This window comes from Streptomyces sp. NPDC002513, from assembly GCF_053595355.1.
This window is the reverse complement of the sequence record NZ_JBSFXK010000007.1, coordinates 16767-41977: the sequence shown is the minus strand read 5'-3', so window position 1 is coordinate 41977 and position 25211 is coordinate 16767. Positions and strand designations below refer to the sequence as shown.

At 71.4% G+C, this 25211-nt stretch carries 24 protein-coding genes; 15 read left to right on the top strand and 9 right to left on the bottom strand.

The window, feature by feature from the left end:
- Positions 1–28: 28 nt before the first annotated feature.
- The 3 genes from ACWD5Q_RS07230 to ACWD5Q_RS07220 all read left to right on the top strand — a co-directional run bounded on the left by ACWD5Q_RS07230 (position 29) and on the right by ACWD5Q_RS07220 (position 3311).
- Positions 29–271, top strand: a complete 243-nt coding sequence (locus ACWD5Q_RS07230) for an SCO4848 family membrane protein (protein ID WP_451426151.1) — start codon at positions 29–31, stop codon at positions 269–271.
- A 17-nt stretch (positions 272–288) separates the two neighbouring features.
- Positions 289–1593, top strand: a complete 1305-nt coding sequence (locus ACWD5Q_RS07225; RefSeq protein WP_451426040.1) for a metallophosphoesterase — start codon at positions 289–291, stop codon at positions 1591–1593.
- 161 nt (positions 1594–1754) lie between these two features.
- Complete coding sequence (locus ACWD5Q_RS07220; protein WP_451426039.1) at positions 1755–3311, top strand: ABC transporter substrate-binding protein; 1557 nt, start codon at positions 1755–1757, stop codon at positions 3309–3311.
- A gap of 77 nt (positions 3312–3388) precedes the next feature.
- Here the strand turns inward: ACWD5Q_RS07220 and ACWD5Q_RS07215 are convergent, their stop codons facing one another.
- The 7 genes from ACWD5Q_RS07215 to ACWD5Q_RS07185 all read right to left on the bottom strand — a co-directional run bounded on the left by ACWD5Q_RS07215 (position 3389) and on the right by ACWD5Q_RS07185 (position 9041).
- Positions 3389–4111: a TetR family transcriptional regulator gene (locus tag ACWD5Q_RS07215; RefSeq protein WP_451426038.1), complete on the bottom strand. Its 723-nt coding sequence runs from the start codon at positions 4109–4111 to the stop codon at positions 3389–3391.
- An 11-nt stretch (positions 4112–4122) separates the two neighbouring features.
- Positions 4123–4734 (bottom strand): Uma2 family endonuclease, encoded by a 612-nt coding sequence (locus ACWD5Q_RS07210; protein ID WP_451426037.1) that lies wholly within the window; start codon positions 4732–4734, stop codon positions 4123–4125.
- Between the two features lie 166 nt (positions 4735–4900).
- Entirely contained in the window at positions 4901–5662 is a 762-nt protein-coding gene (locus tag ACWD5Q_RS07205) for a succinate dehydrogenase iron-sulfur subunit (protein WP_451426036.1), read from the bottom strand.
- Complete coding sequence (gene sdhA, locus ACWD5Q_RS07200; RefSeq protein ID WP_451426035.1) at positions 5662–7416, bottom strand: succinate dehydrogenase flavoprotein subunit; 1755 nt, start codon at positions 7414–7416, stop codon at positions 5662–5664. Before sdhA ends, ACWD5Q_RS07205 begins: the two co-directional genes overlap by 1 nt.
- 19 nt (positions 7417–7435) lie before the next feature.
- Positions 7436–7918, bottom strand: a complete 483-nt coding sequence (locus tag ACWD5Q_RS07195) for a succinate dehydrogenase hydrophobic membrane anchor subunit (protein ID WP_451426034.1) — start codon at positions 7916–7918, stop codon at positions 7436–7438.
- Between the two features lie 5 nt (positions 7919–7923).
- A complete protein-coding gene (sdhC, locus tag ACWD5Q_RS07190; RefSeq protein WP_451426033.1) occupies positions 7924–8304 on the bottom strand; it encodes a succinate dehydrogenase, cytochrome b556 subunit in 381 nt (126 codons plus the stop codon).
- Between the two features lie 167 nt (positions 8305–8471).
- Positions 8472–9041, bottom strand: coding sequence for a 2-oxo-4-hydroxy-4-carboxy-5-ureidoimidazoline decarboxylase (locus tag ACWD5Q_RS07185; RefSeq protein WP_451426032.1), 570 nt, complete (start codon positions 9039–9041; stop codon positions 8472–8474).
- Positions 9042–9399: 358 nt separating this feature from the next.
- On the opposite strand from ACWD5Q_RS07185, the gene ACWD5Q_RS07180 reads away from it, so the two are divergent.
- The 10 genes from ACWD5Q_RS07180 (at position 9400) to leuE (ending at position 19828) form a co-directional block, all read left to right on the top strand.
- Positions 9400–10956, top strand: a complete 1557-nt coding sequence (locus tag ACWD5Q_RS07180) for a beta-N-acetylhexosaminidase (RefSeq protein WP_451426031.1) — start codon at positions 9400–9402, stop codon at positions 10954–10956.
- A 351-nt stretch (positions 10957–11307) separates the two neighbouring features.
- Positions 11308–11895, top strand: coding sequence for a hypothetical protein (locus ACWD5Q_RS07175; RefSeq protein WP_451426030.1), 588 nt, complete (start codon positions 11308–11310; stop codon positions 11893–11895).
- A 162-nt stretch (positions 11896–12057) separates the two neighbouring features.
- Complete coding sequence (locus ACWD5Q_RS07170; protein WP_451426029.1) at positions 12058–12450, top strand: hypothetical protein; 393 nt, start codon at positions 12058–12060, stop codon at positions 12448–12450.
- Positions 12451–12659: 209 nt separating this feature from the next.
- Positions 12660–13277: an RNA polymerase sigma factor gene (locus tag ACWD5Q_RS07165; RefSeq protein ID WP_451426028.1), complete on the top strand. Its 618-nt coding sequence runs from the start codon at positions 12660–12662 to the stop codon at positions 13275–13277.
- Positions 13278–13307: 30 nt separating this feature from the next.
- Positions 13308–14159, top strand: coding sequence for a hypothetical protein (locus ACWD5Q_RS07160; protein ID WP_451426027.1), 852 nt, complete (start codon positions 13308–13310; stop codon positions 14157–14159).
- A gap of 407 nt (positions 14160–14566) precedes the next feature.
- Positions 14567–15244 carry an RNA polymerase sigma factor gene (locus ACWD5Q_RS07155; protein WP_451426026.1) on the top strand — a complete coding sequence of 226 codons (678 nt, stop codon included), beginning with the start codon at positions 14567–14569 and terminating at the stop codon, positions 15242–15244.
- A complete protein-coding gene (locus tag ACWD5Q_RS07150; protein ID WP_451426025.1) occupies positions 15244–16305 on the top strand; it encodes a hypothetical protein in 1062 nt (353 codons plus the stop codon). Before ACWD5Q_RS07155 ends, ACWD5Q_RS07150 begins: the two co-directional genes overlap by 1 nt.
- Positions 16306–16851: 546 nt before the next feature.
- Entirely contained in the window at positions 16852–18432 is a 1581-nt protein-coding gene (locus ACWD5Q_RS07145) for an acyl-CoA mutase large subunit family protein (protein ID WP_451426024.1), read from the top strand.
- An 80-nt stretch (positions 18433–18512) separates the two neighbouring features.
- Complete coding sequence (locus ACWD5Q_RS07140) at positions 18513–19106, top strand: Uma2 family endonuclease (protein ID WP_451426023.1); 594 nt, start codon at positions 18513–18515, stop codon at positions 19104–19106.
- A gap of 65 nt (positions 19107–19171) precedes the next feature.
- A complete protein-coding gene (gene leuE / locus ACWD5Q_RS07135) occupies positions 19172–19828 on the top strand; it encodes a leucine efflux protein LeuE (RefSeq protein WP_451426022.1) in 657 nt (218 codons plus the stop codon).
- A gap of 162 nt (positions 19829–19990) precedes the next feature.
- Here leuE and ACWD5Q_RS07130 read toward each other — a convergent pair whose 3' ends face one another.
- Positions 19991–21325, bottom strand: coding sequence for an alpha-2,8-polysialyltransferase family protein (locus ACWD5Q_RS07130; protein WP_451426021.1), 1335 nt, complete (start codon positions 21323–21325; stop codon positions 19991–19993).
- Positions 21322–22299 (bottom strand): glycosyltransferase family 2 protein, encoded by a 978-nt coding sequence (locus tag ACWD5Q_RS07125; RefSeq protein ID WP_451426020.1) that lies wholly within the window; start codon positions 22297–22299, stop codon positions 21322–21324. Before ACWD5Q_RS07125 ends, ACWD5Q_RS07130 begins: the two co-directional genes overlap by 4 nt.
- Positions 22300–22497: 198 nt before the next feature.
- Here ACWD5Q_RS07125 and ACWD5Q_RS07120 point away from each other — a divergent pair, with 198 nt between their 5' ends.
- Together ACWD5Q_RS07120 and ACWD5Q_RS07115 are read left to right on the top strand one after the other, a co-directional pair.
- Positions 22498–23868 carry a DUF6716 putative glycosyltransferase gene (locus ACWD5Q_RS07120; RefSeq protein ID WP_451426019.1) on the top strand — a complete coding sequence of 457 codons (1371 nt, stop codon included), beginning with the start codon at positions 22498–22500 and terminating at the stop codon, positions 23866–23868.
- A 41-nt stretch (positions 23869–23909) separates the two neighbouring features.
- Positions 23910–25211 carry a cytidylyltransferase domain-containing protein gene (locus ACWD5Q_RS07115; RefSeq protein WP_451426018.1) on the top strand — a complete coding sequence of 434 codons (1302 nt, stop codon included), beginning with the start codon at positions 23910–23912 and terminating at the stop codon, positions 25209–25211.

Genomic DNA, 25211 nt, shown 5'->3' with positions numbered 1-25211 from the left:
CCCGCGCAGCGAGGAAAGGCCCGGTCTTGTGAAACTCAGCCGTCCCGTTTCCTGGTTCCTGCTCGCCTTCGGGGTGTGGAGCTGGGTCATCTGGATCACTTTCGTCAAGAACTTGTGGAAGGACGGCAGCGGACTCGCGTTCGACGACGCGGGGAATCCGACGGCGTACTTCTGGGTCCATCTGACGCTCGCCGTCGTCTCCTTTGTCTTGGGGACAGTCATCGGCGTCATCGGGTTGCGCGGACTGCGCGCGCTGCGACGAACGCCATAACGGGGAGCGGACACACGGTGGTTGTCGTTCTGCTCCTGGTCGCCGGGGCCGTCCTGGCCGCGTTCGCGGCGCTGCACTGGTGGGCGTGGCGCCGGCTGGTCCGCGACACGACCCGCGGCCCGGGCCTCGCCCGGCGCACCGGCACGGTCGTGCTCGTCGCCGGACCGGTGCTGATGGTCGCGGCCCTGGTCGCCGAGCGCGCCGGAGCCCCCTTCTGGCTTCAGCGCGTCCTGGGCTGGCCGGGCTTCCTGTGGCTGGCGCTGTCGCTGTATCTGCTGCTGGCGCTGGTGGCGGGCGAGGTGCTACGGCCTCTGGTGCGCCGCCTGGCGGACCGCGGCGCCCCGGCCGGTCAGACCGCGCCGAGCCCGGCCCCGGTGCCGGCGGGAACGGCCCCCACGACCCCGCCGGCCGCATCGCGGACCCTGGCTCCCGCGCCGGCCCCGAACGCGGACCGGGACCCGAACGCGGCCCCGGCCCCCGCGATCCCGGCCCCCACCCCCTCCCGCCGCCTCTTCGTCTCGCGTGTCATGGGTGGGGCCATGGCCGCCGCCGCGGCCGGCACCGTGGGCTACGGCACCTACGGCGTACTGCGCGGCCCCGCGGTGAAGCGCGTCACCATCCCGCTGGCCAGACTCCCGCGCTCCGCGCACGGCTTCCGCATCGCCGTCGTGAGCGACATCCACCTCGGCCCCGTACTCGGCCGGGACTTCGCACAGCGCGTGGTCGACACGGTCAACTCCACGCAGCCGGATCTGATCGCGGTCGTCGGCGACCTGGTCGACGGCAGCGTGCACGACCTGGGTCCGGCGGCGGCACCGCTGTCCCGGCTGAGGGCCCGCCACGGCAGCTACTTCGTCACCGGCAACCACGAGTACTTCTCCGGCGCCGACCAGTGGGTCGAGGAGGTCCGCAGGCTCGGTCTGCGTCCGCTGGAGAACGCGCGCACGGAACTGCCCGCCTTCGATCTGGCCGGGGTCAACGACGTGGCGGGCGAGAGCGTGGGCGAGGGTCCCGATTTCGCCAAGGCGCTCGGTGACCGTGACACCTCACGCGCCGTCGTCCTCCTGGCCCACCAGCCCGTCCAGATCCACGAGGCGGTGCGGCACCACGTGGACCTCCAGCTCTCCGGCCACACCCATGGCGGCCAGCTCTGGCCCGGCAACCTCGTCGCGGCCGCCGCCAACCCGACCGTCGCGGGCCTGGACCGCTACGGCGACACCCAGCTCTATGTGACCCGGGGAGCGGGCGCCTGGGGCCCGCCGACGCGGGTGGGCGCGCCGTCGGACATCACGGTGGTGGAACTGGCGTCGCGTCAGGCGTGAACCGTGGGCGCTTCACCTGCGGTGAAACCGGCCTGAAACAGCCCCTCGGTAAGTTCTTTCCCATCTCGACAGATCCCCCTTCCCCCGGGTGAAACACCTGTGATTAGGTGATCCGCGCCACAGGGGAGTGGTATGCGCTGAGGGCCTGGGGAGGGGCGCCGATGCGATCTGTTCGCATGCGGATTCTCGCGACCGTGCTGGTACTGGCGGGCGTGGGAGTGGGCGGGTGGCAGTTGCTGCCCGCCAAGGAGAACACCGACAAGACCATCACGGTCGGCACGGCGGACGCCGTCACGTCACTCGATCCGGCGGGCGCCTACGACGCCGGGTCCTGGGCGCTGTACAGCAATGTCTTCCAGTCGCTGCTGACCTTCGAACCCGACGGCGTGGCCCCCGTGCCGGACGCCGCCCAGAACTGCGCCTTCGTGGGCACGGACCTCACGACGTACCGCTGCACCCTCCGCAAGGGACTGAAGTTCCCCGACGGACGCGGCATGACCGCCGAGGACGTCAAGTACTCCTTCGACCGGGTCAAGCGCATCAACTCCGACGTCGGCCCCGCGAGCCTGTTCAAGACGCTCCGCTCGGTCGACGCGGACGGGCTCACGGTCACCTTCCATCTGTCGTCGCCCGACGCGACGTTCCCGTTCAAGGTGGCCACCGGCGCCGGCTCGATCGTCGACCGCAACACGTACCCGAGTGACGCGCTGCGCGAGGACGACGGCGTCGACGGGACCGGCCCGTACACCCTGACGTCGTACACCAAGGGGACGGAGGCCCGCCTCGCCCCCAACCCGCACTACCGGGGCGATGTGAAGAACACCGGCCGGCCCGTCGTGCTGCGCTACTACGCCGACCCGGGCGCCCTGGAGAAGGCGTGGACGGCGAAGGAGGTCGACGTCGCCACGCGTCAGCTGCCGCCCTCCGTGCTCGCCGGTCTCTCGCCCAGCGACCCCGGCCGGCGCGTCAGCGAGACCGACAGCGCCGAGATCCGCAACCTGGTGCTCGACACCGCCGCCGGATCGCCGCTGCACGACCGCCGTGTCCGCCAGGCCCTCGCCCTGCTGGTCAACCGCGAGGAACTGGTCAGCAAGGTGTACGAGGGCACCACCGACCCGCTGTACTCGCTGATCCCGACGGGCATCACCGGGCACACCACCTCCTTCTTCGACCTGTACCCCAGGCCCGACGTGGACAAGGCCCGGGCCCTGCTCACCGCCGCGGGGGCGCAGCTGCCCGTCCACTTCACCTACGGCTATGCCGAGGGCAGGGGCGCCGCCGCCGAGGAGGCCGCCGAACTCAAGCGGCAACTGGAGGCGGGCGGCCTGTTCCAGGTGGACACCAAGGGCTATGAGTGGACCGACTTCCAGAAGCGGTACACGAGCGGCAAGCTCGACGCGTACGCCGTCGGCTGGGTCGCCGACTTCCCCGACCCAGACACCTTCGGCGCCCCGCTCGTCGGCACCGGCAACAGCATGAAGAACGGCTACGGCAACAAGGACGTCGACCGTCTGATCCTGGACAGCCGGCGCTACTCGGACCGCAGCCGCGCCGCCGACGACTTCCAGCGGATGCAGGAGATCGTGGCGCAGGACGTACCGCTGATCCCCCTGTGGCAGCGCAAGGAGTACGTGGTCAGCAGCGAGGACGTCGGCGGCGGACAGTACCTGTCGGACGGCACCGGTGTCTTCCGGCTGTGGCGGCTGGGCTGGATCTGACGGGTCGCCGGGCACGAACCGCCGGTCCACGGCGTGGAGCTGGGGGGCGAGAAGGCGGAGGTGCTGAACCGAAGCGCTCAGGGGCGCCCGTCGGTGGCGGGCGCCCTCGTCCGCCCGGCGGGGTCCGGGAGCGCCTTCGTCATCCCCGGCAGGAAGTCCGTGAACAGCTCGTGCACCTCGTGGACGAGCGGCCTGAGCACCCGGAACCGGGCCAGCGAGACGCCCCGCGCGGTGAGCCGGGCACCGCGTTCGGCCAGCCGGTAGCTGCGCTCGCGCCCCTCGGTCCGGTCGAAGACCCAGTACAGGACGAGCCCCATCTGGGCGAGCCACATCAACTCGGGCAGCACCTCCCGCAGTTCCTCGGGCACCTTGGTCCTCGCGCCGCGGAGCACCTCCTTGTGGACGCTGATGGCCTCCACGCGCGCGTGCTCGGACTCGGGGGAGAACGGGCTGAGCGGGCTGTCAGGGTCGGCGGCGTTCTTGAAGAACTGCACCGCGAACTCGTGGTACGGCGTGGCGATGTCCAGCCATGCCTTCAGCACACCCGCGAGCCGCGCCTCCAGGTCGGTCTCCCCGGCCAGGACGTCCCGGACGGCGGCCTGGTGCTCGGCGGCGATCCGGTCGTAGAAACCCTGGATCAGGTGTTCCTTGCCGGCGAAGTAGTAGTACGCGTTGCCCACGGAGACCCCGGCCTCCTGGGCGATGGCCCGCATGGTCGTCTTGTCGTAGCCGCGCTCCTGGAACAGCCGCATCGCCGTCTCGAGGATCAGGGCGCGGGTCTGCTCGGACTTGGAGGGCACGAGGACAGAGCCTAGTCCTCCTGCTTGCGCCGCCCCGCGTCGAGGATCTCCGCGACGTCCAGGGTGACCTTGGCGCCGAGGGAGTCGGGGAGGGTGACCAGTTCGCCGGGGGCGTGGACGCGGTGGGTGGCGTAGTCGCCGTCTTGCGGGTCCGTGAGGACGTGGATGCGCCGGTGCTGGCGGTCGACGATCACGTACACGGGGACATGGGCGTCGGCGTAGGCGGACACCTTGGTGCGCAGGTCGGTCTTCCAGTTGCCGGAGGTGACCTCCAGGACGAGCCGGAAGGCCACCGGGTCGTGACAGTTGTTCTGGACGAGGTGTTCCTCGAAGTCGGCGTCGACGATGGAGAGGTCGGGAATCGCGTAGTCCTCCCCCCCGTTCCCGAGCCAGAGACCGACTCCCTGGATCACCTTGGACTCCGGTCCGTGCAGGCCGGCTGCGAGGAAGGGGAGCATGACGTCCGTCAGGGCGTTGCCGTGGGCGCCGTCCGGTGGCGGGGACACGATGATCTGGTCTCCGATGATCTCGACTCGGTAGCCCGGCAGGCGCTCCATGATCCGCTTCGCTTCCTCGATCAGCGGACGCTCGTCATGGGGCCGCTCGACAGCTGCTGCTGACATCGGGTGCCTCCTGGGGGCTGGTGTCGAGAGCATCATCGTAGACAAGGGAGCCCCGATTCGTCCCGATCACGACGCTTCACCCGATCGTGACTCCCACGCGTGAGGGCCCCCGTTTCCAGCGGAGACGGGGGCCCTCAGTCGTTGTGCAGGATCGTGCGGGCAGACCTCAGAAGCGGCGCGTGATCAGCGCTCGCTTCACCTCCTGGATCGCCTTGGTCACCTCGATACCGCGAGGGCAGGCGTCCGTGCAGTTGAACGTGGTGCGGCAGCGCCACACGCCGTCCTTGTCGTTGAGGATCTCCAGACGCTGCTCGCCGGCGTCGTCACGCGAGTCGAAGATGAAGCGGTGCGCGTTGACGATGGCCGCCGGGCCGAAGTACTGCCCGTCGTTCCAGAACACCGGGCACGAGGACGTGCACGCGGCGCACAGGATGCACTTCGTGGTGTCGTCGAAGCGCGCGCGGTCCTCCGCCGACTGCAGACGCTCGCGCGTCGGCTCATTGGTGTCCTTCGCGATCAGGAACGGCATCACGTCCCGGTACGCCTGGAAGAACGGCTCCATGTCCACGACCAGGTCCTTGAGGACCGTGAGGCCCTTGATGGGCTCGATCGTGATCGGCGTCTCGGGGTTGATGTCCTTGATCAGCGTCTTGCAGGCGAGACGGTTCTTGCCGTTGATCCGCATGGCGTCCGAGCCGCAGATGCCGTGCGCGCAGGAGCGACGGAACGTCAGCGTGCCGTCCATGTCCCACTTGATCTTGTGCAGACCGTCGAGGACGCGCTCCTTCGGGTCGATCTCCAGCTGGAAGTCTTCCCAGGTCGCCTCCGCCGAGACCTCCGGGTTGAAGCGGCGGACCCGGAAGGTGACGGTGATGTACGGGGAGGCCGCGGACTCCGCCTCGACCTTGTCCAGAACAGGGGTAGCCATCAGTACTTACGCTCCATCGGCTGGTAGCGGGTCTGGACGACCGGCTTGTAGTCGAGACGGATGGACTCGGTGCCGTCGTCGCCCACCTCGCGGTACGCCATGGTGTGGCGCATGAAGTTGACGTCGTCGCGGTTGGGGTAGTCCTCGCGGTAGTGGCCGCCGCGGGACTCCTTGCGGGCCAGCGCGGACACCGCCATGACCTCGGCCAGGTCGAGCAGGTTGCCCAGCTCGATGGCCTCCAGCAGGTCCGTGTTGTACCGCTTGCCCTTGTCCTGGATGGCCACGTTCTTGTAGCGCTCCCGGAGCTCGGCGACCTTCTCGACGGCCGTCTTGATCGTCTGCTCGGTGCGGAACACCATGACGTTCGCGTCCATGGTCTCCTGCAGCTCGCGGCGCAGGTCCGCCACGCGCTCGGTGCCCGTCGACGCCCGCAGCCGCTCGATCTGCGCGACCACCTGGTCCGCCGGGGCCTCGGGCAGCTCGACGAACTCCGCCGTCTGCGAGTACTCCGCCGCCGAGATGCCCGCGCGCCGGCCGAAGACGTTGATGTCCAGCAGCGAGTTGGTGCCCAGGCGGTTCGCGCCGTGGACGGACACACAGGCGACCTCACCGGCCGCGTACAGGCCCGGGACGACGGTGGTGTTGTCCGCCAGGACCTCGCCCTCGACGTTCGTCGGGATGCCGCCCATCGCGTAGTGCGCGGTCGGCTGGATCGGGATCGGGTCCGTGTAGGGCTCGATGCCGAGGTAGGTACGGGCGAACTCCGTGATGTCGGGCAGCTTGGCGTCGAGCTGCTCCGGGGGGAGGTGGGTGAGGTCCAGGTAGACGTGGTCGCCCTCGGGGCCGGAGCCCCGGCCCTCGCGGATCTCCGTGTAGATGGAGCGGGAGACGACGTCACGCGACGCCAGGTCCTTCATGACGGGCGCGTACTTCTCCATGAAGCGCTCGCCGTCCTTGTTGCGGAGGATGCCGCCCTCGCCGCGCGCGCCCTCGGTGAGGAGGATGCCCATGCGCCAGATGCCGGTCGGGTGGAACTGGAAGAACTCCATGTCCTCCAGCGGCAGGCCCCGGCGGTACACCGCAGCCTGGCCGTCACCGGTCAGCGTGTGCGCGTTCGACGTCACCTTGAAGAACTTGCCGCAGCCGCCGGACGCGTAGATCACGGCCTTCGCCTGGAAGACGTGGATCTCGCCGGTCGCCAGCTCGTAGGCCACCACACCGGCCGACTTCTTGACGCCGTCGACCTCGGTGATCAGCTGGTCCAGGACGTAGAACTCGTTGTAGAACTCCACGCCCTCCTTGACGCAGTTCTGGTACAGCGTCTGGAGGATCATGTGGCCGGTGCGGTCGGCCGCGTAGCAGGCGCGGCGGACCGGGGCCTCGCCGTGGTTGCGGGAGTGACCGCCGAAGCGGCGCTGGTCGATCTTCCCCTCGGGCGTCCGGTTGAACGGCAGGCCCATCTTCTCCAGGTCGAGGACCGAGTCGATGGCCTCCTTCGCCAGGATCTCGGCGGCGTCCTGGTCGACCAGGTAGTCACCGCCCTTGACCGTGTCGAAGGTGTGCCACTCCCAGTTGTCCTCCTCCACGTTGGCCAGCGCGGCGGCCATGCCGCCCTGCGCGGCGCCCGTGTGGGAGCGGGTCGGGTAGAGCTTGGTCAGCACGGCGGTGCGGCTGCGCTTCGTCGCCTCGATCGCGGCGCGCATGCCGGCGCCGCCGGCGCCGACGATGACGGTGTCGTACTTGTGGATCTTCATGATTCTCGCAGCCCCGTGCCTAGCGGATGTTCGGGTCGAAGGTGAAGATCACCAGCGTGCCCAGCAGGATGGTGAACACCGTGGCGGTGTACAGCAGGCCCTTCAGCCACAGGCGGGTGTTCGCCTGCTCGGCGTAGTCGTTGATCACGGTACGCAGGCCGTTGGCGCCGTGCAGCATGGCGAGCCACAGCATGGCCAGGTCCCAGACCTGCCACCACGGGGAGGCCCAGCGGCCGGCCACGAAGGCGAAGCCGATCTTGGACACGCCGCCGTCGAGGACCAGCTGGATCAGCAGGTGGCCGAGGACCAGGACGACCAGGACGATGCCGGACAGGCGCATGAACAGCCAGCCGTACATCTCGAAGTTGCCGCGGGTGGACTTGGGAGTCCTCTTCGTCCGCTTGCGGGGCGGCTCGATGACCGGCGCCGGGTGGTCGACGTCGTAGAGCGGGGCACCCTCGACAGGGCCGATGCCGGAGGCGGTGGTTTCAGTCGTGGACATACGCGTCAGCTCCCGAACACTTCACGAGCGGCGTGGCCGAGGACGGGATAGATGGCCCCGAGCATCAGCACGACCCAGAGGCCGACGACCGTCCAGAGCATCTGCTTCTGGTAGCGCGGGCCCTTCGACCAGAAGTCGACGGCGATGACGCGCAGGCCGTTCAGCGCGTGGAAGAGGATGGCGGCGACCAGGCCATACTCCAGTACGGCGACGATCGGCGACTTGTACGTGGCCACGACCTTGTCGTAGGCCTCGGGAGACACACGCACGAGAGCGGTGTCCAGCACGTGTACGAACAGGAAGAAGAAAATGAGGACACCGGTGACTCGGTGAGCCACCCACGACCACATTCCTTCCCGGCCGCGGTACAGCGTTCCAGCCGGCACGGAAGAACCCTCCGGGAGCGGGGACTAGGGCCGCGCCGGCTTCTGTGTCGGTCGGGCCCGGCCGGGTACGGTGCACCGGCCCCCAGCATCGTAGCGACGTGTTGTCGGAACGCTTACGGCGGCCCTACCGATGTGATCAAACCGGCAATCAAACGAGCACGGACGGGCTACTGGGTATGCCCCGCTATGGGGCGGTCCGATGGATTCCGGACGAGGCGGGCCAGTCTGCCCTTCGCCAGGCGGCGCAGTTCCTCGGCGGCGAGCAATCGTTCCTCCTCGGGGTCGTTCGCCCATCGTGACCGGATGGCGGCCAGTATCCGGTCGGCGGACTCCTCCGGGCTCACCTCGTCCAGGCAGATGACGAACACGTGCCCGAAGCGGCTCTCGTAGGCTGCGTGCGCGGCGCTCAGCGCGGTGTGGGCCGCGGAGTAGGCGCCGTCGGGCAGCAGGGTGAGCGTCTCGCCCGCCAGGGCTTCGGCGAGGTCCGCGGGCGACAGGTCGTACGCCGCCTCGTCGGCCGCGGCGAGCAGCGAGTCCACGTCCGGATAGGGGCGGTGCTCGGCGACGCGGTGGACCCAGCGCAGGCTGCGGCAGCAGGCCAGGAGGGCCTGCCGGGCCTCGTCGGCGGGCGCGGAGTTGAACCGCTCCAGGCCGGTGGGGCCGGGAAGGCGGGGGAGACGGTGCGCGGGCAGCGTGGGTCCTCGGCGGATGGCGGCGCGGCGTCCTGTGGACGTCACGTGCGGGGCGGCAGGGAGGGGTGGGGGGAAACGCGCCGTCACGCTATCGACGGCGGTCGGGCAGGCGTCCAGCGCCTGTCCGGTTTTCACCCGAACGGGAGAGTCGTGGAGCGTCCTGTGGACGATCGGAAGCGGCCGGGGTCGTAGGTTCGGAAGGGACGAAGGGGGATGAATGTGTGGAGGTGGGTAGCGTGTGGTCGATAGTGGAGCGAATACCTGCGGGTGTGGCACGTGACGTGGTGGAGCGGGGGCTTACGGTCACGGTGCGGCCGTACGCGGGTGCGGTGCGGGGTGTGGCGCGGTGACCGGCCGGAGGCGACGGGTTCCCGAGGGGAAGACGCACAGGAGGCGCAACGGGTTGCTGCTGGGGGGCGCCGTGGTCGTCGTCGCCGGCGCGGTCGCGGCGGCCGTGGCGCTGTGGCCGTCGGGCGGCGGCACACCTCCCGGTTCCAGGGTCACGACGGGCACCTCCGCCGCGTCTCCGCCCTCGGCCTACCCCCTCTCCCAGGCGCCCCGCACCATCCCGGCCGTCCGTGCGTTCACCCCCGCCCGCGGCCCGGGCTGGCGGCCCGCCTCCGGGGCCCGGGTGGTCGTGGAGGACGCCTCGCTCGCCGACGAGGGGCGGCTGCTGGCCGGGGAGCTGGGAATGGCGTACGGGGGGCGGGGCGGTGCCCGCACAGGTGACGTGGATCTGGACGTGACCGGCGGCGGCGACCCGGAGTCGTACGTCCTGACCGTCCAGAACGGCCGGGTCCGGATCACCGGCCCCGGCGAGGCCGGGGTCTTCTACGGCACCCGCACCCTCAAGCAGGAGGTGCACAACGGCGCCACCGCGCCCGAGGGCGTCGTCCGGGACGCGCCGGCCAAGTCCCGGCGCGGCTTCATGCTCGACATCGCCCGCAAGTACTACACGGCCGGGTGGATCGAGGACCGCATCCGGGAGCTGGGCGACCTGAAGTACAACGAGATCGGGCTGCACTTCTCCGACGACCAGGGCTTCCGTATCGAGTCCACCTCGCATCCGGAGATCGTCTCCGCGCAGCATCTCAGCAAGGCGCAGGTCAAGGCCATCGTCGATCTCGCCGCGAGCCGGCACATCGCCGTCGTCCCCGAGATCGACTCGCCCGGCCATCTGGGCGCCGTGATCGCCGCGCACCCCGACCTCCAGTTGCGCAACGCCTCCGGCGTCGCCGTGCCCGGGGCGGTCGACATCTCCAAACCGGCCGCCGCGAAGATCGTGGACGACCTCCTGAACGAGTACGCGGGCGTGTTCCCCGGTTCCTTCTGGCACCTGGGCGGCGACGAGTACCAGGCGCTCATGGCGTCGAACCCGTCCGCCTCCTTCCCGCAGCTCGCCGCGGCCGCACGGGCCAGATACGGTCCGCGGGCGGGCGTGGCGGACCTGGCGACCGGCTGGCTCAACGACCGGGCGAACGTGATACGCGGCCACGGCCGCACCATGCGCGCCTGGAACGACGGCTTCTACCGGTCGAGCACGGTGGTGTCGCCGGCCAAGGACCTCCAGGTCGCGTACTGGACCGGCAAGGAGTTCGGCGCCCGGCAGCCGGCGGACTACCTGGCCGCGGGCCGGCAGCTGATCGACTACAACGACGAGTACCTCTACTACGTGCTCGGCCAGCCGCAGACCTTCGTCTACCCCACCGGCCGGCGGATCTACGAGCAGTGGACACCGCGGGTGGTCCGGGGCACGACGGCGGTGCCCGCGCAGTACGACGGGCAGATCCTCGGCGGGGTGTTCGCGGTGTGGGGCGACCGGCCGAACGCGCAGACGCAGGACCAGGTGGCGGCCGGGATCCGGATGCCGCTGCGGGCGATGGTCCAGAAGCTGTGGGACCCGCGTACGCCGACGCTGCCCTGGGCGCAGTTCGGGCAGTTGGCGGACCGTCTGGGGTAGGGCGGACCGGGCGTCCGTCCCGGTGGGGGGCGCCCGGCTGCCCGGGGCGGGGGCGCCCGCACGATTGCCGGAGTGGGGCGCCCGATGGCCCGGAATCACGCATTCCGGGTGCGCGCCCGGTGCCGCTGTGGTCTCTTCGGTACCCGGCGACGGAACCGGGGCTCGGCACCCGGCGACGGAACCTGGGCGCACTTGGCCGAAAACACCTCTTCGATCCCTCCGAGGTCCCGGCCGGCGCCCGGCCGGGACGGCGGAGGGCCTCTGTGACACTCCCGATCCGTCTCGCGCAGTAAGGGGAAGTGCAGGCTCCGTGGAGACGAGGCGCCCCGTCGAGGGTGTCGAGGAGGCGTGATGACCCTGGTGGACCTGATCGCGCAGGCCGACGAGCGTGCACTCGCGGCAAGCGGACTGGCTTGTTTGGATCGGTGCATCCCCCTCCTCGGAGGCGACGACGACATCCTGCGCCCGCTGTGGGCGAGCCTCGTCGAGGGCCGCGCGTGGGAGGAGCGGCTCGCGAAGGCGCGGGCCGGACTGGGGACGGAGCCGGCGACGGTGCAGGAGCACGCCCCCGCCGCGGAATGCGCCTTCGAGGCCGAGGCCGCCCGGCTCGCCCGCCGGATGCTGGCGGGCGTCCCCGCCGAGCCGTCCGCCGACGCCCTGCGCCGGTGGGCCGAGGCCTGCTCGGCCGATGCGCTGCGGATCCACCAGCTCCTCGACCCCGCCGCCGGCGACGGCGAGTCCTCCGCGGCGGCCCACCGCGCCGGCCGTACGGATGGCATGCCGCCCCTGGTCGCCGCCGAACTGCGGCGCCAGATGACCGTCCTGGAACTGGTCGGCGGCCACGGGGCGACCGGACTGCGGCACGCCCGTGACGTGTCGGCCGAGGGGCGGCGGGTGCTCCAGGCGGTGGTCTCCCGCCGCGCCCGCGGCCGGTCGTAGGTCCGCAGCGGTCCCCAGCGGACCAAACCCCCTTCCGTGCAAGGATCCTGTGCCCGTCCGGTGGGGCGGTGGGGCGGTCCTGCACCGGTGCCGGGGAACCCCTGGGGAGGGCGTGACGTTTCCCGGCGGCAATGCGCTCTTCCGGATGTGAACGCAACTGAGGTGACCAGGCCCCAAGCCGCCGCCAAGCCCGTGCGCTGGGCGGCCGACGCCGTCGTGGCCCTGCGCGAGGGCGCCCGCCTGCGGCTCGACTACTCGGCGCAGAGCCTGTGGCGGCTGGACCGGACCATCGAGGAGATACGCGGTCAGGGCGCGCCCCATGAGGCCGTGCAGACCGCGCTGCGCGGCTTCGGCGCGTACGCGGGCGAGGTCGTCGTACGGCTGACCGGCGGCGAGTGGTGGACGGCCGGCGACGACCACTGGGTGCGTACCCCCGACGGCCGGCTGTGGGACCCGATCGACGAGGCCCGCCGCTGCTTCCAGGGCGAAGGCTCCCTGCGGCTGCTGTGCCGGGACGCGACGGGCCTGACCGGGAGGCAGGAGGGCACCCTCTGACCCGGGACCCCGGGCCGGTGCGGCGCGTGGGACCCGCACGGATGTGCGCCGCACCGGCACCCCCACCCCCAACGGAGGCGCCTGCCCGGACTCCTGACGGTCAGTGACATTTCCGTGGGAGCGGACGCTGATGACCTTGAGGGCGTGGGCACGACAGGAGTGCACCACGTGCGGGGACGCGAGACCACTCGCCATGAACGAGGACAGCGTTGGGCCACGGAGGGGAACCCCGTCGCACGCAGACGTACGACGGGGAACTGGGCACGGTCGTCGAACGGGCCCAGCAGGGGGACGAGGCCGCCTTCGCGGTGGCGTACCGGATCGTGCAGCCGGGACTGCTCGGCTATCTGCGCGGCCTCGTCGGCGACGACGCGGAAGACGTGGCGTCCGACGCCTGGCTGGAGATCGCCCGTGACCTCGGGCGGTTCAGCGGCGACGGCGCCGGCTTCCGCGGCTGGACCGCGACCATCGCCCGGCACCGCGCCCTGGACCATCTGCGCCGCCAGAAGGTCCGCCCCCGCCCCGCGGTCCTCGACGGCGACGTCCTCCAACTGCCCGGCCGTCACGACACCCACGAGCAGGCCCTGGAATCCCTGTCCACCGAGCACGCCCTGGAACTGGTCTCCCGGCTGCCGCGCGACCAGGCGGAGGCGGTGCTGCTGCGCGTGGTCGTCGGCCTTGACGGGCCCGCCGCCGCCCGGGTTCTCGGCAAGCGCCCCGGCGCGGTCCGCACCGCCGCCCACCGGGGCCTGAAGCGACTCGCGCGCGAACTCGCCGCCCCGGGTGTGACGGAAGACGGCACGGGGACGCTGGGGGAGTCGGAATGAGCGCGGTGCGGGACGGGGACGGACACGGTGATGGGTGAACGACACGACGGTGGCGGGCGCACCGCCCGCCGTCCCGTACGCCCCGGCCCCGAGACGCGCGCGGCCGACGCCCTGCGCGCCGCCTTGCAGCCAGGGCGCCTCGACCCGGAGGCGGAGTCGCGGGCTCTTGCCGCGTTCCGGGAGGCCCGCAAGCAGTGGCAGGACGCACGGCCGGCGCGCACCCGGCGGCGCGACGACTGGCGCCCGCGTGCCCGGCGCCATGTGGGCCGTTCGCTGCGTACGCTGCTCGCCGCCCTGCTGTCCGGCGTGACCCTGGGCGGAGTCGCGGTCGCGGCGATGGGCGAGCTGCCGCACGTCACCGCGCCGCCGCCCGCCCGCTCGGAGGCGCCCGCGAGCCCGGGGGTGCCGGAGCGCACCAGCGGCACCGGTACGGCGGGCGAGACGGCCGGGACGGGCGGGCGGTCCGGGGCGGGCGCGCCGCGCGACGCGTCCCCGAGTCCGGACGCCTCGGCGCGGAAGGCGGCCGACAAGGCGGCCAAGGGGCGACGGAAGGCGGACCGCAAGGCCGCCGAAGCGGCAGCCAAGGCCGCGAACGAAGCGGGCAAGTCGGCAGACAAGGCGACGAAGGAAGCGGGCAAGTCCGCAGACAAGGCGGCGAAGGAGGCGGGCAAGTCCGCCGGCAAGGCGGCGAAGGAGGCGGCGAAATCCACCAAGCTGCCGAAACCGGCGGAGAAGCCGAAGCCTGCCCCCTCCCCGAAGTCCGAGAAGTCCGCCGCGCATCCCGCCAAGGCTCCGAAGCCCGAGAGGACCGTCGCGAACCCCGCCAAGGCTCCGAAGCCCGAGAAGACCGTCGCGAACCCCGCGCACGGGAACCACGGGTAAGAAGAGGTAAGGAAAACGCGGACCCCGCGCGCCGGTTGCGCGCCATCGCCAGGGCCCGCCCAGCGCACTGACGGCAACGGCCGGGGCCGCCACCCCCCACAGGAGAGGCCCCGGCCGTCGCGCGGTACGGGCCGCGCGGCGGCCCGTACTCCCTACAGCGCCGAGGATGCGTTTTCTGTCACACCCCGCCGTGTCACGGGTTGGTCGCGCCGGGTGGGGACGTGGACGCGGAGCGGTTCCAAGTCGTAACGTGCCTTGCGCGCCGACCGCGGATGATCAGCACATCGGGTGAGAGGATCCGCCGCGTCACGAGGGGCCGCAGACCGCAACGAACGATCAGGAACCACGACAGCGAGAACCCGGTCCGCGGGAACGTGCGGGCTGAGGCGTACAGAGGGGCAGTTCGGGTGCTGGGGGACGACGCGGAGCTGACGGCCGCGGTGCTTGCGGCACAGGGCGGGGACGAGACCGCGTTCCGTACCGTGTACCGCGCCGTGCACCCACGGCTGCTCGGATATGTGCGGACGCTGGTCGGCGAGCCGGACGCGGAGGACGTCACCTCCGAGGCATGGCTGCAGATCGCCCGTGACCTGGAGCGGTTCAGCGGCGACGCCGACCGGTTCCGCGGCTGGGCGGCCCGGATCGCCCGCAATCGCGCGCTCGACCACATCCGCATGCGCGGGCGCCGCCCCGCGATCGGCGGCGACGAGACGGAACTGACCGGCAAGGCGGCCGAGTCGGACACGGCGGGCGAGGCCATGGAGGCCCTGGCCACCGGCCGCACCCTCTCCCTCATCGCCCAGCTCCCGCAGGACCAGGCGGAGGCCGTGGTGCTGCGCGTGGTCATGGGCCTCGACGCCAAGTCCGCGGCCGAGACACTCGGCAAGCGCCCCGGAGCCGTCCGCACGGCGGCCCACCGCGGCCTCAAACGGCTGGCGGAACTGATCGATGCCGCCGGTGCGGAGGCGGATCCGGAATCGGCCGGCGGGCTCGGCGCCATGCCTCCCCAGCGCGGGCTGCGCGGGCGCGCGGTGACGTCCGCCGGTGTGACGCAGATGCGCTCGCGGATGCAGAGGGACATGTGATGGCCGACAAGCGGTACAGATGGCTGGACAGTGACGCGGCCGAGCGGCTGCTGCGCGCAGAGCCGCTGGACGCCGTCGACGACGACGCCCGGGAACACGCCGCACGGCTCGCCGGAACCCTTGCCGCACTTGCCGTCACACCCCCGCCGGCCGGCGCGGAACTGCCGGGCGAGGCCGCGGCGCTGGCCGCGTTCCGGGCCGCGCGCACCGCTGCGGAGCGGACGGAGGAGACGCTCGGCCGGCCCGGTCCCGCGTATGCCGACCACCGGGCGGCCGACGCCGGACTGGTACGCCTCGGGCGTTCCGCCGCAAACGGGCGAAGGGCCCGCTGGGGGCGCCCTCTGCGGTTCGGCCTGGCTGCCGCGGTGGCCGCCGGGATGATCGGCGGAGTCGCGGTCGCGGCCGGAACCGGAGTCCTGCCGACGCCCTTCCACGAGGACCCGGGACCCGGGGTGTCCGTGTCGGCGGCCGCGTCGCCGCCGCAGCCGCTGCTCACGGGGACCGGCGGACCGGTGTCCCCTGCGCAGGACGCCGGCGCCGGGTCCGTGCCGGGCGGCTCCCCGAGCGGCGAGGCGGGAGCCGGCCCCACCGCGACCGGCTCCCAGGGCCCCGACGACAACCGCCCCGCCGGACGCTCCCGGGGCGGGTGGACCGCCCTGCGCTCGTCCTGCCGTGACGTGACGGTCGGCAGGGAACTCCGCGCGGACCGGCTGCGCGACCTCCAGGACGCGGCCGGCGGCAGCGGCCGGGTGAAGACTTTCTGCGAGGGCGTGCTCGGCGGCGAGGGCGGTAAGGGCGCCGACGACGGCCGGAAGTCCGGCCAGGACGGAAACGGCCGGAGCGGCGTCGGCGGCGGCGAGGACGGCCACGGCGACGACCGCGGCGGTGGCGGTGACGACCACGGCGGTGGCGGGGGCGACGACCGCGGCGGTGGCGGTGACGACCACGGCGGTGAGGGAAAAGGTCACACACGCCCCGACGGCAGCCGGCTGTCCGGCGAGGAGCCGTCGGGCGCTGCGTCTGCCCCGATCTCGGCCCCGTCGTCACCTAACCCAGGCTGACCTGCGGTTTCGTGTTTGATTGAATTTCCTTCGAGGCGGGTGTGACACTTTCGGCCCCCGCTGCGCAGTACTGAGTGAGCCGACTGGTCATCGGCCGTCGCACAGAGCCGGGGTTCCCCCCGTACCTACGGCTCGTGCCCCGGCGCGGGCGGGACACGTTCCCCCGGTCCCGCCCGCGCCCCCACACGCTTCCACCGGGCCCCTCTCCCCAGCCGACGACGACCTTGTCGCCCGTCCTCACCTGGGAGAACAGCGCCGCGATCGCGCTCTCGTCCCGCCCGCTCCCCGTGTCCATGCTCACGCCGGTCGGCCCACCGCTCCCCGGTGTCACGTCGTGTTCCGTCGTGCCCCGGGAGGCTCCCCCTGCGTGACCGCCGCCGAACCGAGGAGCATGGTTGTGAGCAAGGTCCCAGCCGACGGATCTCCACGGGGCGCACGGCCGCCGCTACAGTCCGTCGCGAGAGAAATCTACTGGCAAGTAACCAAAGCCGGGTAACCCAGCCGGGTCACCGAGCCGGGTCACGGAGCAACGCGGAGGCACACACCATGGCGCGCGAGTCGGAGTCGGGGCTGCCCATCGAGCCGGTGTACGGGCCGGAGGCCCTGGAGGGCTGGGACGCGGCACGGAAACTGGGTGAGCCGGGCGCCTACCCGTTCACGCGGGGCGTGTATCCGAGCATGTACACGGGCCGCCCGTGGACGATGCGGCAGTACGCGGGGTTCGGTACGGCGACAGAGTCCAACGCGCGGTACAAGCAGCTGATCGCGAACGGGACGATGGGGCTGTCGGTGGCGTTCGATCTGCCGACGCAGATGGGGCATGACTCCGACGCGCCGATCGCGCACGGCGAGGTCGGCAAGGTGGGGGTGGCGATCGACTCGGTCGACGACATGCGGGTGCTGTTCGGCGGGATCCCGCTGGACAAGGTGTCGACGTCGATGACGATCAACGCTCCGGCGGCGCTGCTGCTTCTGCTGTACCAGCTCGTGGCCGAGGAGCAGGGGGTGCCGGCCGGGAAGCTGACGGGCACGATCCAGAACGATGTGCTCAAGGAGTACATCGCGCGCGGGACGTACATCTTCCCGCCGAAGCCGTCGTTGCGGCTGATCGCGGACATCTTCAGGTACTGCCGGGCCGAGATCCCGAAGTGGAACACGATTTCGATCTCGGGCTATCACATGGCCGAGGCGGGGGCCTCGCCCGCGCAGGAGATCGCGTTCACCCTGGCGGACGGTATCGAGTACGTGCGCACCGCGCTCGCGGCCGGGATGGACGTGGACGACTTCGCGCCGCGTCTGTCGTTCTTCTTCGTGGCGCGGACGACGATCCTGGAGGAGGTCGCCAAGTTCCGGGCGGCGCGGCGGATCTGGGCGCGCGTGATGCGGGAGGAGTTCGGGGCGCGGGATCCGAAGTCGATGATGCTGCGGTTCCACACGCAGACGGCGGGGGTGCAGCTGACGGCGCAGCAGCCGGAGGTGAATCTGGTGCGGGTGGCGGTGCAGGGTCTGGCGGCGGCGCTGGGCGGGACGCAGTCGCTGCACACGAACTCCTTCGACGAGGCGATCGCGTTGCCGACGGACAAGTCGGCGCGGCTGGCGCTGCGGACGCAGCAGGTGCTGGCGTACGAGACGGATGTGACGGCGACGGTCGACCCGTTCGCGGGCAGTTACGTGATCGAGACGATGACGGACGACGTGGAGGCGGCGGCGCTGGAACTGATGCGGAAGGTCGAGGACCTCGGCGGTGCGGTCGCGGCGATCGAGCACGGTTTCCAGAAGCGGGAGATCGAGCGCAACGCGTATCGCATCGCGCAGGAGACCGATTCCGGTGAGCGGGTCGTCGTGGGCGTCAATCGGTTCCAGCTCGACGAGGAGGAGCCGTACGAGCCGCTGCGGGTGGATCCCGCGATCGAGGCCCGGCAGGCCGAACGCCTCGCCGGGCTCCGCGCGGAACGTGACCAGGGGGCCGTGGACACCGCCCTGGCCGCGCTGCGGAAGGCCGCCGCGGGCGAGGACAACGTCCTGTACCCGATGAAGGGCGCCCTCAAGGCCCGTGCGACGGTGGGCGAGGTGTGCAACGCGTTGCGGGAGGTGTGGGGCGCCTACGTTCCCTCGGATGCCTTCTGAGCTGGTCATTTCGTCCGTATGGGGGAACGTGGGCGGAATCTGCGCACTTCCGGTTACTCTCGTGAAGAGTGGGCCCCGAAATGGAGGATGCCGTGGCTGTACTGCAACACGAGCTGACGTTGGGCGAGGCCGCCGACCTGCTCTCCCGTGCACTGCCTGGGCACCGCGTGGAGATTCTCCAGGGGAGGCTCACTGTGACACCGCCGCCGGACGGCTCGCACGCGCTGTCGTTGACGAAACTCGGCAGGGCGTTCGACCGGGCAGGGATCGTCGAGGCAGGCCGGGAGTACGTCCAGGGCGTCGGCCTCTGGTTGCCCACGCTGCCTGAGGACTTCGCGATTCCCGACTTCTCCGTCGTCGACGAGGACTTCCGCGACGCCCACGTCACCAAGAACTATTACGCACCGGACGTCTTCCGGCTGGTCGTCGAGGTGACGTCGTCGAACTGGGCGGACGACCTGGGCCCCAAGGCCGAGTGCTACGCGGAGGCCGGTGTCCCGGTCTATGTCGTAGCCGATCGCAAACACGACGAGGTTCTCGTCTACCAGGACCCGGTCGACGGTAGGTACCCAGCCCCCGTGCGTTACAAGCGTGGTATGACCGTCCCCGTCCCCGAGTCCGTCGGCGTCGCTCTCGACCTCTCCGTCGACACCCTCCTCGACGGCGACGACTGACCGCCCCGTCTTATCCGTCGAAACCCGCGACCGGAATGTCGTATGCCCGTGCGACACTCCTGTCCATGTTCGGCGTGATCGATCTCCCCACGTATCTGGCAGGACTCGTCCTGATCGTGCTCCTGCCCGGCCCCAACTCCCTGTACGTCCTCTCCGTCGCGGCCCGGCGCGGTGTGCGCGCCGGGTACACCGCGGCGGCCGGGGTGTGGTGCGGGGACACCGTGCTGATGACGCTGTCCGCGGCCGGAGTCGCCTCGCTGCTCAAGGCGAACGCCGTGCTGTTCGGGATCGTGAAGTACGCCGGGGCCGGTTATCTGACGTGGCTCGCGATCGGGATGCTGCGTGCCGCGTGGGGGATGTGGCGGACCCGGCGGGAGAAGAGCGCGGAGGAGGCCCCGGCCGCCGCCACCGCCGCCGGGGAGCGGCCCTTCCGCCGCGCGCTGGTGGTCAGCCTGTTCAACCCCAAGGCGATCCTGTTTTTCGTCGCCTTCTTCGTGCAGTTCGTCGACCGGGCGTACGCCTATCCGGCGCTCTCCTTCGTCGTCCTCGGCGCCTTCGCCCAGCTCGCCAGCTTCCTCTACCTGACCGCGCTGATATTCAGCGGTACGCGCCTGGCGGCGGCCTTCCGCCGACGCAAGCGTCTGTCGGCGGGAGCCACCTCGGCCGCGGGCGCCCTCTTCCTCGGCTTCGCGGTGAAGCTGACGCTGGCGACGAGCGCGTAGCGACGGATCCGGTACGCGATCGGACGGGCCGCGGCCGTGTCAGGGCCCTGCTGAGCCGCGGCCGCCCGTACCGCGCCGGCCGCCGCCCGGCAGCACGACGCCCCCGCCCCTGGCGAACCGGGACGAGGGGGCGTTGCTGGGGGACGGCCGTGGCGGCGGGCGTCAGCGCTTGGCGCCGCGGCGCAGCTCGCGGGCCCGGCGGGCGACCTTGCGGACGGTCGCGTTGCGCGGGATGAACGCGAGCTGGACGGGGATTCCGCCGGGCAGCGCCAGCGAGGTGAGCCGGCGCCGCTTGAAGTACCGCCAGGTGTGGGGGCCGAGGTGCTTGGACAGGTACGCCTCGGCCTCGCCGCGCAGACCCGGGTAGATCTTCGACTGCATCGCGAAGCCCACGGCACGCACGAGCGCGTCGAGGGACGCGACGTCCATGCCCTGGTCCTGGCTGGTGACCGCGGTGCGGTCGGTCAGCTCGGGCAGCAGCGCGTCGACGATCGTGACGGGGATGCGGTTGCTGTTCTCGTACGGCGTCAGACGCTCCAGGAGGGTCTCGGTGCCGATGCGGGCGACCGGGAGGCCGTAGAGCGCGGAGGCGGTGAGCAGAGCGGTGGAGAAGCAGCCCACCACCAGCGCCGGACGCATGCGCTGGTAGAGGACCTCGGCGAGGACGGGGGTGTCGAGCACCGTCAGGTCGGCGCCGAGCTTCTCCGCCTCCTTCTCCAGGATGCGCGACCAGCGCGCCGGGGCCGTCGGATGCGGTTTGAACACCACCCGGGTGTGGCCGAGCGCGACCGCGCCCTTCAGCATCCGTACGTGGAGGTCCTCTTCCTCCTCGGCGGTGAGGATGCCGAGCGCGGAGAGGTACTGGCCGAGCAGCAGCGCCGGTGCGTCGGGGGACGGCAGCGCGTCGCCGGTGTTCTCCAGTTCGGTGAGGACCTTGGCGAACGCGTCCGTCGGCACGATCTCCGGCTCGACCCCGAACTCGGTGAGCAGCAGCGGCTTCAGCCCCGGCACCAGGTCCAGGTGGAGGAGGCGGTCGATGCGGGTGCCGACCAGCGGGTCGATCTTGTTGCGGGTGGGGCCGTAGCTCATCAGGCCGTCCGCGTACACCGTGACCGGCGCCCCGGTGAAGATCTGGCAGAACCCGAGCGCCGGGTTGACCTGGATCGACTCGACGGCCAGCTCGATGTCGTCGTCGCCGAGGTTCCAGGCGAGCCGGAGGTGCCGCTCCCACAGCGGGACGTCGTCCAGCCGCGGGGCCCAGCCGCCCGGGTGGAACGGGGAGATGGTCTCGTTCCAGGAGACGACGTCGTCGAAGCGGCCGCGCAGTTGCTCGAAGCCGGGCATCTCGTCCAGGCCGGGCGTCGTCTCGGGCGTCGCCGCGTTGTTGCAGACGAGGAGTATGCGCCGGTCGGCGGGCGTGAAGCAGTCGCTGTCCAGCGCCGCGGCCAGGGTCGCCGTGCCGTAGAGCGTCGACGCCAGGAAGATCTGCGTCGTCACGCGGCCACCCCCGAGGAGGCGGGACGGCGGCGCAGCCGGCGCAGGCGCGAGGCCCGCTGGATGTCCATGGAGTCGAGGGCCTCGTCGAGTACGTCCTGCGGCATGCGCCGTAGCGCCGCAGCACTCATCGACTTCAGTTTCCGTGCCACCGCAGGCTCGAACCTTTCGATGGATCCCAGATGATGGGAAATGATTGCGCAATATGTGCGAACAGCTTTGGGGAGGAGTTTATCCGCGTCGCGGTCCTCGGCCGTTTCGGCCACCACCTGGTCGAACGCACGGATGAAGTCCAGCTGGCGCACATCGCCGATCTGGGTGAGCGAGGAGGCGACACCGCGCCGGTAGAAGACACCGAGCAGCCCCACCGCGGCGAAGGACTCCGCCTCCCGGTGCAGCTTCCAGATCCACGGCCGGTCCTCGGCCGTGCGCAGCCCGTCGGTGAAGTGCAGCAGGCCGCGGTCGAGGAGCCGGCGGTGGTAGACGCCCGCCCACGCGTACGCGTAGTCGACGGAGGTGGAGCGGTCGGCGGGCAGGATCGCGTCGCGCGGGTTCATCACCACCCCGCGCCGGCCCAGCGGCACCCGGTGGATGGTGCGCGCCCGGGCGGTGGTCTGGACATGGTCGGTGCGGATGAAGTCGCAGCCCAACGTCTCGATGGCGGAGACGAGTTGGGCGTAGTAGCCGGGGGCGAGCCAGTCGTCCCCGTCGAGGAACGTGAGGTACTCGCCGCGCGCCTTGTCGATTCCGGTGTTGCGCGCGGTGGCCAGCCCTCCGTTCTTCTCGTGGCGGACATGCACCGCGCCCGGCAGCTCGCGCTCGGCGCGCGCGAGGATGTCCGGGGTCTCGTCGCGAGAGCAGTCGTCGACGAGAATGAATTCGAAGTCCTCACGCGCGTTCGCACGCAGGCTCTTCAGGGTGTCTGGCGCGTATTGCTGCACGTTGTAGAACGGCACGATGACGGAGAGCTTGACCACCCCTGTGACGTTAGGCGGCGGCCCGGCATTCGTCTTGACCGGCGGCTTGATGCCAGGTGAACGACGCGTGGCGGAACAGTGAATCAAGCTGTTTCATCGGCGTTTCGCGCTCTGATTCGCCGTTCGGAGGTGTGCTGTTAACCTTTTGTTGTATTCCGGTTGGGCTGGGCATCGGAATTGCTTCCTAGCGTCTTCGACGTGCCAGCAAGTACCGCGAAGTCCCTTCGGGTCGCCGTCCTAGCCGATTCCGACACCCGGTGGAAGTGGGGTGCGCTCACCGCGAACCGCATCGCGCCGGCGGAATTCACCGAACCCGTCGGATCCGTCGAACCCACCGAATCCGGCGAATCGCCTGAAACGGTTGATTCAGGCATACGGCTTGACGGCTTCCTCCTGAGGGGCCGTGCCACCCCCACCGCCCGCCAGCTCGCAGAGGTCGGCGTCCACGCGGACTCCCTCCGCGAGGTGACCGCCGTCGAGTTCCTGCGCGAGATGGCGGAGGAGACCTACGACGTCGTCGTGCTCGCCCTCGTCGGCGGCGCCGTCCAGGCGATGCTGCACGGGCTCGCACACGCCTGGCAGGGACACGCACGACGACCCGTGGTCGTCACCGGCTACGTCGGCGTCGTCTACGAGAAGCTCGCCGACGGCCTGCTGCTGCGGCACGGCGCGGACCTCGTACTCGCCAACTCCCGCCAGGACGCCGAGCGTTTCCGCGCGGTGTACGAGGGAGTGGGCGCCGACGCCTCGTCGGTGACCGAGGTGGCGCTGCCCTTCCTCGGAGGCGCCGCCTACGAGAAGAAGGACCCCTACAGGGTCGTCTTCGCGGCGCAGCCCTCCGTGCCCGAGAGCCGCAAGGACCGCACCTACCTGCTGGAGAGGCTGGTCCGGCACGCGCGCGAGCACCCCGAACGCGAGGTGCTGCTCAAGCTCCGCTCCAAGCCGGGCGAGCACACCACGCACATCGAGGAGCTGCCGTACCAGAAGCTGGCCCAGAAGGAAGAGCCGCCGGCCAACTTCCGCCTGGTGTACGGGAACATGGGCGAGGTCCTCGACCACACCGACCTGCTGGTCACCGTCAGCTCGACGGCCGCCCTGGAGTCGCTGCACCGCCGTATCCCCACCGTCGTGCTCACCGACCTCGGGGTGCGGGAGGCGCTCGGCAACCACCACTTCGTGGGCTCCGGCTGCCTCGCCTCCTGGGACCAGCTCGACGCCGGGTACGAGCCGGTGCCGAACGCGGAGTGGGTGGCCCGGCAGGGCGTCGCCGCCGACGGCTCGTACGCGAGCGCCTTCGCCGAGGCGCGCGGGCGCATCGCCGGGCTGCTCGCCGCCGGCGACCTCCCGCCCCTCGCGCCCTACTACACCCCCGTCACCGCGCCCGGCTATCTGCCCGGCGTCCTCGCCCGCCACCACCTCGCGCCGGACGGCAGCCCACTGCCCGGCGCGCCCGCCGCCGACAAGGCGCCGAGCCCCGTACGCCAGATCGTCCGCCGCGCCGCGCGTGGCGCCTACCGCCACGGAGTGCAGCGCGTGGCACCCGTGATCCGACGGATGGGGGAGCTGTGAACGAGCGGTTCCCACGCCAAGGACCCCAAGGAGCTGAACCCATGTCCAACCCGGAAGCGGGACAGGCGGCGCCGGTGCGCTGTGTGCTCGCGGTGATCCCCGCGCGCGGCGGCTCCAAGGGTGTGCCCGCGAAGAACCTCGCCCCGGTCGGCGGGATCCCGCTGGTCGCCCGCGCCGTGCGCGAGTGCCTGGCCGCCCGGCTCGTCACCGACGTCGTGGTCTCCACCGACGACCAGGCGATCGCCGCCACCGCCCGCGGGGCCGGCGCCGAGGTCGTGCTGCGCCCCGCCGCCATCGCCGGCGACACGGCCACCTCCGAGGACGCCGTCCTGCACGCCCTGGACGCTCACGAGGCGCTGCACGGCTCGCCCGTGGACGTGGTGCTGCTGGTCCAGTGCACCAGCCCCTTCCTGGTCCGCGAGGACATCGACGGGGTGGCCGCCGCGGTCGTCCGCAACGGCGCGGACACGGCGCTGACGGTGGCGCCCTTCCACGGCTTCGTCTGGCGCGACGCGGCCGACGAGCCCGCCCCCGTCATCGGCTCCCAGCGCACCGGGGAGGTCGCAGGGGCCGCCCGGGTCGCCAGCCCCACGGCCACCGACGGCGGATACGGCGTCAACCACGACAAGTCCTTCCGGCCGCGCCGCCAGGACCGCCCCCAGGACCTGCTGGAGACCGGCGCCGCGTACGCGATGGACGCGGCCGGGCTGCGCGAGCACCGGCACCGCTTCTTCGGCCGCACCGAACTCGTGCGCACCGACCCGGCCCGCGTGCTGGAGATCGACGATCCGCACGACCTGGCCCGCGCCCGCGCCCTCGCGCCGCACTTCGACGCCGCGCGGCCCGGCGCCCTCCCGACCCGCGCCGACATCGACGCGGTCGTACTCGACTTCGACGGCACCCAGACCGATGACAGGGTGCTGATCGACTCCGAAGGACACGAGTTCGTCTCCGTGCACCGCGGGGACGGCCTCGGCATCGCCGCGCTGCGCAAGAGCGGCCTCGCGATGCTCACCCTGTCCACGGAGCAGAACCCGGTCGTCGCCGCCCGGGCCCGGAAGCTCAAGATCCCGGTCCTGCACGGCATCGACCGCAAGGACCTCGCACTGAAGCAGTGGTGCGAGGAGCAGGGCATCGCGCCTGAGCGCGTGCTCTACGTCGGCAACGACGTCAACGACCTCCCGTGCTTCGCCCTCGTCGGCTGGCCCGTGGCGGTCGCGAGCGCCCACGACGTCGTGCGCGGCGCCGCACGCGCGGTCACCACCGTACCCGGCGGCGACGGCGCGATCCGAGAGATCGCCAGCTGGATCCTCGGCCCCTCTCTCGACTCCCTCGACAAGTAA

Coding starts and splice junctions, on each gene's coding strand:
- sdhA (WP_451426035.1), bottom strand. CDS start 7,416: ATGAAGATCCACAAGTACGACACCGTCATCGTCGGCGCCGGCGGCGCC.
- ACWD5Q_RS07205 (WP_451426036.1), bottom strand. CDS start 5,662: ATGGCTACCCCTGTTCTGGACAAGGTCGAGGCGGAGTCCGCGGCCTCC.
- ACWD5Q_RS07160 (WP_451426027.1), top strand. CDS start 13,308: ATGGGTGAACGACACGACGGTGGCGGGCGCACCGCCCGCCGTCCCGTA.
- ACWD5Q_RS07210 (WP_451426037.1), bottom strand. CDS start 4,734: ATGTCAGCAGCAGCTGTCGAGCGGCCCCATGACGAGCGTCCGCTGATC.
- leuE (WP_451426022.1), top strand. CDS start 19,172: ATGTTCGGCGTGATCGATCTCCCCACGTATCTGGCAGGACTCGTCCTG.
- ACWD5Q_RS07195 (WP_451426034.1), bottom strand. CDS start 7,918: ATGTCCACGACTGAAACCACCGCCTCCGGCATCGGCCCTGTCGAGGGT.
- ACWD5Q_RS07175 (WP_451426030.1), top strand. CDS start 11,308: ATGACCCTGGTGGACCTGATCGCGCAGGCCGACGAGCGTGCACTCGCG.
- ACWD5Q_RS07140 (WP_451426023.1), top strand. CDS start 18,513: ATGGAGGATGCCGTGGCTGTACTGCAACACGAGCTGACGTTGGGCGAG.
- ACWD5Q_RS07220 (WP_451426039.1), top strand. CDS start 1,755: ATGCGATCTGTTCGCATGCGGATTCTCGCGACCGTGCTGGTACTGGCG.
- ACWD5Q_RS07150 (WP_451426025.1), top strand. CDS start 15,244: ATGGCCGACAAGCGGTACAGATGGCTGGACAGTGACGCGGCCGAGCGG.
- ACWD5Q_RS07145 (WP_451426024.1), top strand. CDS start 16,852: ATGGCGCGCGAGTCGGAGTCGGGGCTGCCCATCGAGCCGGTGTACGGG.
- ACWD5Q_RS07115 (WP_451426018.1), top strand. CDS start 23,910: ATGTCCAACCCGGAAGCGGGACAGGCGGCGCCGGTGCGCTGTGTGCTC.